Raw genomic sequence first — 11,336 nt, forward strand, 5'->3', positions numbered from 1 at the left:
AGGAGGGGTTTCATGAGCAAGCAGGCAGTGACGGTCATCGGTCTCGGGCCGATGGGGCAGGCCATGGCGGCCGCGTTTCTGAAGGCCGGGTACGCCGTAACGGTGTGGAACCGGACCGCGAACAAGGCGGACGAGCTGGTGGCCCAGGGCGCCGTACGGGCCGCGACGCCCGCCGAGGCGCTGGCCGCCCATGAGCTGGTGGTGCTGAGCCTGACCGATTACGACGCGTTCTACGCCGTCCTCGGACCGGCCACCGAGGCGCTGGCCGGCCGCGTCCTGGTCAACCTCACCTCCGACACCCCGGAGAAGGCCCGCGCGGCCGCGAAGTGGGCGGCCGGGCACGGGGCCCGCCATCTCACCGGCGGTGTGCAGGTCCCGCCACCGCTCATCGGCAAGGAGGGCTCGCAGACCTTCTACAGCGGCCCGCGGGACGTCTTCGAGGCCCATCGGGCAACCCTGGAGGTGCTCACCGGTGCCGACTACCGCGGCACCGACCCCGGCCTGGCCCAGGTCTACTACCAGGCGCTGATGGCCCTCTTCTGGTCCTCGATGACCGGCTACCTCCATGCCGCCGCGCTGATGCGGGAGAACGGCATCTCGGCCGAGGAATTCCGCCCGCACGCCCTGAAGGCGGCCGATGTCTCGTACTTCATCGGCGTCATGGGCGAGTATCTCGACGCGGACCGCCACGACGGCGGCGAGGCCCGGATGGTCATGAACGCCGCCAGTGCCGACCACGTGGTGCACACCCTGCGGGATGCGGGCCTGGATGCCACGGTGCCCGTCGCCCTCGCCGAGCTCTTCCACCGGGCCGTGTCCGCCGGACACGGCGAGGAGGGCTTCACCAGTCTGATCAAGGTCCTCGAGCGGCCCGCCGGGTAATCCGCCGGGCCATCCCGTTCGCGAGGCGGCCGTGCCGGGCGTGCGCTCCTGTGCGCTCCCTGTGCTCCCCCCGGCCGTCGCGCGGCCCCTCCCGGCCGTACGCCGCTGCGTGTCGCACGGCGGCGGAGCCCCGATGGAGCAAGGCCGGCCGGCGGCGGCCCGGCAGTACCCCAGGGGCGGGATCGGATGCCCGCGGTGGCGCGGCCCGGACCTCGCCGCCGCGGGCGGCCGGAGCCGCCCTGGCCGCGGCGGAAGAGCGTGATCATGTCCGCATGCTGGGAAAAGTCCCTGGTGGCGCGGCTTTGTGCGGAGCGATCGAGGCGCCGGTGAAGCCCTGGGCGTGGACGAGGGCGGGAGCCCGGGAAGAGGTGGCGGAACCTCCCGCAGGGCCCGTGATTCCGGGGCTGCGAGGGGGGTGTGCGCCCTCGTTCCGGGCGCCGTCTTCCGTCAACAATGCCGCCCGATGACCACTCGAAGTGATCGACGGAACACAAGAACGTGCAAAATCGTCCTCGGGTCCGGAAGCCGGGTGAGCTATTCTGCTGGGCAAGAAGGATCCGGGCAGCGTAGCCCCCGGGTCCTTTTGTGCTTTCACACACGCCGAGCGGGCAGGCGAAGCGTGGCAGAGAGCGCTCGTACGAAGCAGTGCCGCAGACTCCCCCGGCCCCGGCCGGGTGGTGCCCCCGTCGCAGGGACCGAGGAGGAACCAGACGTCATGGGCAAGCGAAGCAAGCCGGACAGTGAGCCGCACAGGGCGAAGGACGCTGACCACACCGAGCACGCCGAATTCCGGGTAGGTGGTCGGAAGTGAGTTCGCTTCTGCTGCTGACCAACGCACTCCAGCCGTCGACGGAGGTGCTCCCGGCGCTCGGCCTGCTGCTGCACAGCGTGCGGGTGGCCCCGGCCGAGGGCCCGGCCCTGATCGACACCCCCGGGGCCGACGTCATACTGATCGACGGCCGCCGCGATCTTCCGCATGTCCGGTCGCTGTGTCAGCTGCTGCGGTCCACCGGACCCGGCTGTCCGCTGGTGCTGGTGGTGACCGAGGGCGGGCTGGCCGCCGTCACCGCGGACTGGGGCATCGACGACGTCCTGCTGGACACGGCGGGTCCCGCCGAGGTGGAGGCGCGGCTGCGGCTGGCGATGGGCCGCCAGCAGATCACCACCGATGACGGCCCCATGGAGATCCGTAACGGCGATCTCTCGGTCGACGAGGCCACCTACAGCGCCAAGCTCAAGGGCCGGATACTGGATCTGACCTTCAAGGAGTTCGAGCTGCTGAAGTATCTGGCGCAGCACCCGGGCCGGGTCTTCACCCGCGCCCAGCTCCTGCAGGAGGTGTGGGGCTATGACTACTTCGGCGGTACGCGGACGGTCGATGTGCACGTACGGCGGCTGCGCGCGAAGCTCGGCCCCGAGCACGAGTCGCTGATCGGTACGGTCCGTAACGTCGGCTACCGCTTTGTGACGCCGGAGAAGGTGGAGCGGGCGGCGGAGGCCCAGGCGAAGGCCCAGGCGAAGGCCAACAGCGACGCGGCGAAGGCGGAGCAGGAGGCCAGGGCGGCCCGGGACGAGCGGCGGGAGGGGGCCGGCCCCGGGAAGGCCGTCGCGCCGCCGGCAGAATCCGTCACCCGTCGACCTGCCGCCAGGTAGAACCACCCGCGTAGACTGCCGCGCGTGGCCAAGGTGACGCGGGATGATGTGGCAAGACTGGCGGGTACGTCCACCGCCGTTGTCAGTTACGTCATCAACAACGGACCAAGGCCGGTCGCCCCGGCCACGCGCGAGCGGGTACTCGCCGCGATCAAGGAGCTCGGCTACCGGCCGGACCGGGTCGCGCAGGCGATGGCGTCCCGCCGTACCGACCTCATAGGCCTGATCGTGCCGGACACCCGGCAGCCGTTCTTCGCGGAGATGGCGCACGCCGTGGAACAGGCTGCCGCCGAGCGCGGAAAGATGGTGCTGGTCGGCAACGCCAACTATCTCGACGAGCGCGAGGTGCACTATCTGCGCGCGTTCCTCGGGATGCGGGTGTCCGGACTGATCCTCATCAGCCAGGGCCCGAGCGAGCACGCCGCCGCCGAGATCGATGCGTGGGACGCCCGGGTGGTGCTGCTGCACCGGCGGCCGGACGCCATCGACGACGTCGCCGTGATGACGGACGACATCTGGGGCGCGCAGCTGGCCACCCGGCATCTGCTGGAGCACGGCCACCCGTACGTCGCCTTCCTCGGCGGTACGGAAGAGACCCCCAAGTCCGGCGACCCGGTCACCGACCACGTCGAGGGCTGGCGGCGGGCCATGCTGGAGTCCGGGAAGACGCCGGCGGGGCGCTATTTCCAGGCGCCGTACAACCGCTACGACGCCTACCGGGTCGCCCTGGAGCTGCTGGCGGGCCCGGACCGGCCGCCGGCCATCATGTGCGCCACGGACGACCAGGCGATCGGTGTGCTGCGGGCCGCCCGCGAGCTGCGCATCGATGTGCCGGGCGGGCTGGCCGTCGCGGGCTTCGACGATGTGAAGGAAGCGGGGCTGACCGATCCGCCGCTGACCACCGTCGCCTCGGACCGTGAGGCGATGGCGCGGGCGGCGGTCGACCTCGTTCTGGACGACGCGCTACGGGTGGTCGGCTCCCGCCGCGAGCGGCTGCGGCAGTTCCCGTCGCGGCTGGTCGTACGGCAGTCGTGCGGCTGCCAGGCCTGAGCCCGGTCCCCGCGTCCTAGTCCCTGCCCCGCCGCCCTTATCCCGGGCATACCGACTTCTGTCGGGCCTCTCAGGGCGTTCTCAGACAGTTCTCATGGACCGTCTGCACAGTCGTAGCCATGACCGACAGCTACCGCCGAAGCGGCGATGAGATGCCACAGATGCCACCGGACCGGCCGTATACGTACGGCACCGCACCCGGCGACGCGTACGGGGACGGCCAGGGGCAGGCCGTCCCGCCGCCGCCCCCGTACGCACCGGGCCCCGCGCCCCGCGAGCCGCGCCGCAGGGTGCGCCGGCCGGTCGCGCTGATCGCGGCGGTGGCGCTGGCCTCCGGTCTCATCGGCGGTGGCAGCGCGGCGCTGCTGGCCGGCGCCACGCGGCAGTCGCCGCAGGACGGTGCCTCCACACCGCTCGTCAACGCGGGCAAGAGCAGCGGCAGCGGCGTCTCGGGGGTGGCCAAGGCGGTCAGCCCGGCGATAGTGGAGATCACGGCGCGGACCGGGAACGGGGAGTCCACCGGGTCGGGTGTGGTCATCACCAGCGGCGGCGAGATCGTCACCAACAACCATGTGGTGGCCGGTGCGCGCACGGTCGACGTCACCTTCAGCGACGGCAGCAGGAAGATCGCCCGGGTCGTCGGGACCGACCCCGACAAGGACCTGGCGCTCATCAAGATCCGGGGCGCCAAGGGGCTGACCCCCGCGGCCCTCGGCGACTCCGGCAAGATCGCGGTGGGCGACGGCGTGGTGGCGATCGGGTCGCCGGAGGGCCTTACCGGGTCGGTGACCAGCGGCATCGTCTCCGCCCTCAACCGGGATGTGACCGTACCCAAGGACGAGGACCAGGGCCGGCAGGGCAGTCCGGGCGACGGCGGTGGCTGGCCGTTCGAATTCGGCGGCAACCAGTACAACGGCGACACCGGCTCGTCGAAGACCTCCTACAAGGCCATCCAGACCGATGCCTCGCTCAACCCCGGCAACTCCGGCGGCGCCCTGATCAATATGCAGGGGCAGATCATCGGTATCAACTCCGCGATGTATTCCCCGAGTTCGGCATCCAGCAGCACCGCGGGCAGCGTCGGCCTCGGCTTCGCCATCCCGATCAACACCGTCAAGGCCGATCTCGACGCGCTGCGGGACGGCGGCAGCGGCGGCAGCAACAGCGGGGTCTGAGCGCCCCTGTGGCCCTCTGCCGTGCAAGGCTGAGGATCAGCTGTCCGCTCCGCCGCCACCCCCGTTCCGTATCCCCCGATGCCCGAGGTACCCACGCACATGAGCCCCGCCGAACACGGTGATCAGCCCGCCCGCATCCTGATCGTCGACGACGAGCCGGCCGTCCGCGAGGCGCTGCAGCGCTCGCTCGCCTTCGAGGGGTACGGGACGGAGCAGGCGGTCGACGGTCTGGACGCGGTCGAGAAGGTCGCGTCCTACGACCCCGAGCTGATTGTGCTGGATGTGCTGATGCCCCGGATGGACGGGCTGACCGCGGCCAGGCGGCTGCGGGCGAGCGGGGTGACCGTACCCATCCTGATGCTGACCGCGCGGGACACCGTCGGAGACCGGGTCACCGGGCTGGACGCCGGGGCCGACGACTACCTGGTCAAGCCGTTCGAGCTGGACGAGCTGCTGGCCCGGATCCGTGCGCTGCTGCGGCGCAGTACCTACGCGGCGGCGGCCGGTGCGCAGCCCGAGGAGGGCGAGACGCTGGCCTTCGCCGATCTGCGGATGGATCTGGCGACGCGCGAGGTGACCCGCGGCAGCCGGCCGGTCGAGCTGACCCGTACCGAATTCACGCTGCTGGAGATGTTCCTGGCGCACCCGCGGCAGGTCCTCACCCGCGAGCAGATCCTCAAGGCCGTATGGGGCTTCGACTTCGAGCCCACCTCCAACTCCCTCGATGTGTATGTGATGTATCTGCGCCGCAAGACGGAGGCGGGCGGCGAGCCGCGGCTGGTGCACACGGTGCGGGGGGTCGGGTATGTGCTGCGATCGGACGGCGGCGCGGAATGAGCACCGGTGGTTCGCGCCCCATGACCCGCTTCCGGCAGCTGCCGCTGCGATCGCGCCTGGCCATGCTCACCGCGGTGGCGGTCGCCTTCGCGGTGGCCTTCTCGGCCGCCGCCTGTTGGCTGATCACCCGTGATCGGCTGATCGACCAGCTCGATTCGCAGCTCAGCGACGTGAAGCTGGACGTCCGCTCCGTCCAGCTGCTCAGCGAGTACTGCGCCGGCACGACCGTGGTCCAGGCCCCGCCCACCCCCTACACCATCCAGCTGGTATCGGCGGACGGCTCCGTCTGCACCTCGCCGGACAAGCCGCGCATCCCCGCACAGCGCGCGGACACGGCCGTGGCCGCGGGCCGGGCGGCCGCTGCGGTGCACACCACCAAGGACCGCGACGGGGCCGAGATGCGGGTGTGGACCAAGCGGCCCGACGGCTCGCCGCCCGACCCCCACGGCAATCGGCTGGCGGTCTCGGTCGCGCTGCCCATGAACCAGATCACCCAGCCCCTCAACCAGCTCGCGCTGGTGCTGCTGATCGTCTCCGGCGTCGGGGTGCTCGGCGCCGCGACCGCCGGACTGTGGGTCGCCCGCGCGGGCCTGGAACCCGTCGACCGGCTCACCGACGCCGTCGAACACGTCGCCCGTACCGAGGACCTGACCATCCGCATCCCGGTGGAGGGCGAGGACGAGATCGCCCGCCTCTCCCGCTCCTTCAACTCCATGACCGCGGCCCTGGCCGCCTCCCGCGACCTTCAGCAGCAGCTGATCGCGGACGCGGGCCATGAGCTGCGGACGCCGCTGACCTCCCTCCGTACCAACATCGACCTCCTGGTCCGCAGCGAGCAGTCCGGCCGCCCGATCCCGGCCGCCGACAAGGAGGCGCTGCTGGCGTCGGTGAAGGCGCAGATGGGGGAGCTGGCGGCGCTGATCGGCGACCTTCAGGAGCTGTCCCGCCCGGTGCGCGGCCCCGCTGCCGTCGAGGTCGTCGCCCTGCACGAGATCGTCGACTCGGCCCTGGCCCGCGCCCGGCTGCGCGGCCCGTCCCTGACCATCAGCGCGGAGCTCGCCCCCTGGTACGTACGCGCCGAGCCCGCCGGGCTGGAGCGCGCGGTGGTCAACCTCCTGGACAACGCGGTCAAGTTCAGCCCGCCCGGCGGCACCGTCGAGGTCCGGCTGGCCGGCGGCGAACTGACCGTGCGCGACCATGGCCCCGGCATCCCCCAGGACGAACTCCCGCATGTCTTCGAGCGGTTCTGGCGCTCCCCGTCAGCACGCAGCCTGCCCGGCAGCGGGCTGGGCCTGTCGATCGTGGCCCGTACGGCGGAGCAGGCGGGCGGCGCCGTACGGCTGCGGTCCGCGGACCTCGGCGGTACGGAGGCGGTGCTGACCCTGCCCGGGGCGGCGACGCCGCCGCCGGTGATGCCGGAGCCGCCGGCGGCGTAGCGCGCCGCCCTCGCCGTAGCGGGCCGCCCTCGTTACTTCTTCTTCCGCTACTTCTTCTTCGCCGCGTCCCCGAACGGCAGATTCGCCCCCGACAGATCGGCCTGAATCCCCTCCGGCACGACCGTGATGTTCCGCAGCCGTACATCACCGGGCGTCTTCGGCAGCTGGAAGGACAGCGACAGCTGGTCGGCGAGCTGCGGCTTGGTCACTCCGGTCAGCGCGCCGAGGATCTTCGGATCGATGCCGACCTTCTCCAGCAGCCAGGGGTGATCCACCACCACATCCACGAGATTGACGTTCATCAGCTTCTCGACGAACCGCGGCGAACCGGTCAGCTCTTGCAGCTTTTCCTCATTGCGCAGCGCCTCGTCGATATAGCCCTGGGGAATGCCGATCCGCTGCGCGATCGCCGGAATGCCGAGCATCGCCTTCACCTTGGCGGCCTGCCGGCTGAGCTCCGCGGCAGTCTTACGGGTCAGCCGGAGGCCTTCCTCCTTGCCGGTGCCGGGGCGGTAGACGGCGACATCGCCGATGTCCAGGCGCATCCGGCTGATGTCGGTGGAGATTCCGCGGTCACCGGCCCGCCGAATGCGCGCCTCGGCCCGTACGCGCAATTGGTGACCGGCGATCGGCAGCCGGCCGTCCGCCCGGACCGCATTGTGTCCCATATCGCTGAATTTGACCTGGGAGGCGCCCAGTTCGCGATTCATGTCGTCGAAGGCGAGCAGCACGCGGCCGTGCACGCTGCCGATCGTGGCGCCCTTGATGGAGGTCGGCAGATCACCGTCGATACGGATGTCGTTCGCGGTCGCCGAGAACTTCGCCAGCGAGACCCGGTCGGCCGCCAGGTCGGGAATGGTGACATCCACCTGCTCGAGGCGCTTGTCCAAGACCTGGGTGAGGAAGGGGAATCCCTGGATATCGACTTCCGGAGTGGCCGTCAGATGCAGGGATTCCTTGAGCTTTTCCTCGGTCTTGTTCTGCGCATAGAGCACGGCGAACCGGTCGAAAAGAGCGAGGAATGCCGTACAGACCAGGACGGCCACCAGCAGCTTCACGGTGAGCGGTACGGCGGCGAAGCGGCTGATCCCCCGCTTCCTGCGGCGGTGGTTCGGCGGCGCCCACTCCTCCTCGTCCTCGTCGTCCGAACGCAGCCCGAGACCCAGCGGGTCGTCGCTGTCGTCGCGTTCGTTGAGGTAGCTGCGGCGGATCGGCTGGTACTCCGCCTCGGGCGCCGGCTCGGGTTCCGGCTCCGGCTCGGGGTCGGCGAGGGCGGCCAGGTCCGCGTAGGGATTGACCTTTTCCAGCTCGCGGGTGTCGCCGGGGGACGGCGGAGGTGAAGCCGAGGGCGAGGGTGAAGATATGCGGGTGGGGGTTCGCATCCGCACATCTCACCACGAGCGGGACCCTTGGGCGCAACTCCTACCGGCAGTATGTGACATACGCGAAAGATGCTCCCGCCGGCTTGGCGAAAATTTATCGTGCGCGGCAGCGGGCCGAATCGGCGTCACCTCAGGCAGAGCCGGAATAGGAGGCACGGCAAAGGCGTTCCTGTGAGATACGCAACTGCCGTCTACCGTAAGGGTGTTTTCCGTGATCGTGGTGCCCGGAGCAACCGGCAATATCGGCCGCAGTCTCGTCGACCGGCTCCTCAAGGACGGTGCGGCCGTCCGTGCGCTGACCCGTGATCCGGCCCGCGCCGGACTGCCGGCCGAGGCCGGGACGGTACGCGCGGACCTGACCGCGGCAGACGACCTCGAAGCGCTGCTGGCCGGCGCCGATGCCCTGTTCCTCAACGTCGCCGCGGGCGGCCAGGAGGCCGTCACCGCCGTGCTGAACGCCGCGGTGAAGGCCCGCGTCCGGCGCGTCGTCCTCAACTCCTCCCTGGCGGTGACCGATACTGCCGCCGACGAGACGAACTTCATCGCCCGGATGCACGCCGAAGCGGAGCGCGCGGTGCGCGACTCCGGCCTGGAGTGGACGTTTGTCCGTGGCGGCCACTACGCCACCAACTCGCTCGCCTGGGCCCCGGCGATCCGCGGGTCCGGCGTGGTCCGCGATGCCCACCCCGATGCGCAGAGCATCCCCGTCCACGAGGCCGACCTCGCCGATGTCGCCGCCGTCGCGCTGCTGGACCGCAGCGGCGCCCACCTGGGCAAGCACTATCTCGTCACCGGTCCGCAGCCGCTGACCATGGCGCAGCAGGTCGCCGAGATCGGGCGGGCGACCGGGCGCGAGATCCGGGTCGAGCGGATCTCGGAGGAGGCCGCCGCCGAGGCCCGGTCCGGCCCGCGTCTGCCCAAGGAGGCGGCGCTGGAGCTCGTCCGGCTGCTGGGCCAGTCGGTCGGCGCGCCCCCGTATCCGGTCTCGGACGCCACCGAGCGGGTCACCGGCCGCCCCGCCCGGACCTTCGCCCAGTGGGCGCGGGATCACGCCGCCGACTTCTCCTGACCGAGGGGCCGACGGGCGGGGCGCCGCCGGCCCCAGCAGGCCGTACAGGGTGAGCCCGGTGGCCGTCGTGATGTTCTCGACGAGCCCCGGCACCCCCCGCTGAGGGCGGCGCCGACCGCGGACCCGAAAACCCTTGCTGCGCCCGCCCGTCCCGCCCTACCGTCCGCGCATGCGGCCTCTGCTGCCTCTGCTGCCTCGCGTGGACACGGACGAAGAGTGGGATGCGGTGGTCCCCGACGAACGGGTGATGCGGCCGGGCGCCGCCGCTTTGTGCACCCACTTGGGCCTACGGGACGCCACCCTGACCCGCTACCCCACCGGCTCCCAGCCGGTCTACAAGGTTCGCGGTCCTGGCCGATGGAACGCACATCGCTTCGCCGAGGTATCCGCGCACGGCGGAGAAGAGGCTGAAGAAACGACAGCGTGAGCTGTCACGCAAGGAGAAAGGATCGAGAAACCGGGACAAAGCCCGGATCCAGGTCGCCCGTGCGCACGCCAAGGTCGCCGATGCGCGCCGCAACTTCCCCCATCAGTGGTCTCACAAGCTGACGAGCGAGAACCAAGCCGTCTTCGCGGAGACCCTGAACGTGCGGGGACTGGCGCGTGGACGGCTGGCCAAGAGCGTGCACGACGCGGGCTGGGCACAATTCGCGAGGTTCTGCGAGTACAAGGCAATCCGGCGCGGACGCTCCTTCGCCAAGGTCGCCCGCGACTTCGCCGTGTCCTTGCGACGGCGGTACCACCGACCCCCGGACCAGGGGCCCCAGCGCGGCAACGCGCCGGATAAACGCCTGCGGAGCGCACGTACGACCTGGCAGCGGCCAGGCAGCGCGCACAACCCCCACCATGTGGGGAGGAAACAGGAAACACCGTGGTCTTCGGCACCTAACGAGCCGAGGACGGACGGAGAATCCCCAGGCTTTAGCCTGTGGAGGCGAGGTCAATGTCACGGAATTGGGGAACAGTCGCTATGGCAATGCGCAAGGGCACGATGAAGGAACAGGTTTCTGCGGCGATAGCCCAGCAGAACCCTGGGGACCAGGCGTTGGCGACGTTCGTGTCGATCACGGGGCCCACCCCGTGGCTGATGGCGGCGCTGGGGTTCATCGGACAGATGATGGTCAAGTACTACTTCGTCACGGTGACGCAGCAGGCGATCGTGCTGCACCGGATTCACCGGCTCAACAACCGCCCGCAGGAGGTCACCCACGCGATCCCGCGCGACCAGGCCCAGGGCGCGTTCTCGGACGTCAAGCTGAACCCGCTGTGGAGCTCGGTCCGCCTGGCGCTCCCGGGTGAGGCGGCGCCGGTCCGGCTGAACGTCCACCGGCTGTGGCGGACCGAGCTGGAGCAGGTGCTGTCCATGGTCGGCGGTGCGCCGCAGCAGGGCTTCGCGCAGCAGCCGGGTATGCCGCCGGCCCAGCAGCACCCGGGGATGGGCGGTGCGCCGCAGCAGCAGGCCATCGCACCGCAGCAGCAGGGGTACGCGCCGCAGGGTGCGCCCCAGCAGCAGCCCGGCTACCCCCAGCAGGCCCCGCAGCCGGGCTACCAGCAGCAGGCTCCCCAGCAGGCCCCGCAGCCCGGTTACCAGCAGGCCCCGCCGCAGCAGCCCCAGCCCGGCTACCAGCCGCAGGACCCCCGGCAGGCCCCGCAGCCGGGCTACCCGCAGGGCGCGCCCCAGCCCGGCTACCAGCAGGCTGCGCCGCCGCAGGCTCCTTACGGAACGCCGCCGCAGCAGCCCGGCGGCTACCCCGCCCCGCCGCAGCAGGGGAACCCGTACGGCCCCTGAGCGCCGTCCGCACACACCCACACGACGACGGCCCGGTCGGAACGCTCCCCACCGGGCCCTTCG

At 71.0% G+C, this 11,336-nt stretch carries 11 protein-coding genes; 10 read left to right on the forward strand and 1 reads right to left on the reverse strand.

The features are described from left to right. Positions 1 to 12 precede the first annotated feature (12 nt). From AB0D04_RS33540 to AB0D04_RS33565, 6 genes are all read left to right on the forward strand, one after another. Positions 13 to 882 (forward strand): NAD(P)-binding domain-containing protein, encoded by an 870-nt coding sequence (locus AB0D04_RS33540; RefSeq protein WP_362711081.1) that lies wholly within the window; start codon positions 13 to 15, stop codon positions 880 to 882. 807 nt (positions 883 to 1,689) lie between these two features. Then, on the forward strand, positions 1,690 to 2,535 hold the full coding sequence (locus AB0D04_RS33545) for a response regulator transcription factor (protein ID WP_362711083.1): 846 nt from the start codon (positions 1,690 to 1,692) through the stop codon (positions 2,533 to 2,535). Between the two features lie 24 nt (positions 2,536 to 2,559). After that, the gene (locus AB0D04_RS33550) at positions 2,560 to 3,585 is read left to right on the forward strand and encodes a LacI family DNA-binding transcriptional regulator (protein WP_362711085.1); all 1,026 of its coding nucleotides are present in this window, start codon (positions 2,560 to 2,562) and stop codon (positions 3,583 to 3,585) included. Between the two features lie 119 nt (positions 3,586 to 3,704). Further along, positions 3,705 to 4,760, forward strand: a complete 1,056-nt coding sequence (locus AB0D04_RS33555; protein ID WP_362711087.1) for a trypsin-like peptidase domain-containing protein — start codon at positions 3,705 to 3,707, stop codon at positions 4,758 to 4,760. Between the two features lie 99 nt (positions 4,761 to 4,859). Further along, positions 4,860 to 5,597 carry a response regulator transcription factor gene (locus tag AB0D04_RS33560; RefSeq protein WP_362711103.1) on the forward strand — a complete coding sequence of 246 codons (738 nt, stop codon included), beginning with the start codon at positions 4,860 to 4,862 and terminating at the stop codon, positions 5,595 to 5,597. A gap of 20 nt (positions 5,598 to 5,617) precedes the next feature. Then, a complete protein-coding gene (locus AB0D04_RS33565; RefSeq protein ID WP_362711088.1) occupies positions 5,618 to 7,033 on the forward strand; it encodes a HAMP domain-containing sensor histidine kinase in 1,416 nt (471 codons plus the stop codon). A gap of 47 nt (positions 7,034 to 7,080) precedes the next feature. Here the strand turns inward: AB0D04_RS33565 and AB0D04_RS33570 are convergent, their stop codons facing one another. Beyond that, entirely contained in the window at positions 7,081 to 8,415 is a 1,335-nt protein-coding gene (locus tag AB0D04_RS33570) for a DUF2993 domain-containing protein (protein ID WP_362711090.1), read from the reverse strand. Positions 8,416 to 8,626: 211 nt separating this feature from the next. Here AB0D04_RS33570 and AB0D04_RS33575 point away from each other — a divergent pair, with 211 nt between their 5' ends. The 4 genes from AB0D04_RS33575 (at position 8,627) to AB0D04_RS33590 (ending at position 11,273) form a co-directional block, all read left to right on the forward strand. Then, positions 8,627 to 9,484 (forward strand): NAD(P)H-binding protein, encoded by an 858-nt coding sequence (locus tag AB0D04_RS33575; RefSeq protein ID WP_362711092.1) that lies wholly within the window; start codon positions 8,627 to 8,629, stop codon positions 9,482 to 9,484. A gap of 169 nt (positions 9,485 to 9,653) precedes the next feature. Further along, the gene (locus AB0D04_RS33580) at positions 9,654 to 9,911 is read left to right on the forward strand and encodes a hypothetical protein (protein ID WP_362711094.1); all 258 of its coding nucleotides are present in this window, start codon (positions 9,654 to 9,656) and stop codon (positions 9,909 to 9,911) included. Continuing rightward, the gene (locus tag AB0D04_RS33585) at positions 9,853 to 10,479 is read left to right on the forward strand and encodes a transposase (protein ID WP_362711105.1); all 627 of its coding nucleotides are present in this window, start codon (positions 9,853 to 9,855) and stop codon (positions 10,477 to 10,479) included. Before AB0D04_RS33580 ends, AB0D04_RS33585 begins: the two co-directional genes overlap by 59 nt. Next, positions 10,455 to 11,273, forward strand: a complete 819-nt coding sequence (locus tag AB0D04_RS33590) for a hypothetical protein (protein WP_362711096.1) — start codon at positions 10,455 to 10,457, stop codon at positions 11,271 to 11,273. Before AB0D04_RS33585 ends, AB0D04_RS33590 begins: the two co-directional genes overlap by 25 nt. The last annotated feature ends 63 nt before the right edge of the window (positions 11,274 to 11,336 follow it).

The organism is Streptomyces sp. NPDC048483, from assembly GCF_040651455.1.
Lineage (GTDB): Bacteria > Actinomycetota > Actinomycetes > Streptomycetales > Streptomycetaceae > Streptomyces.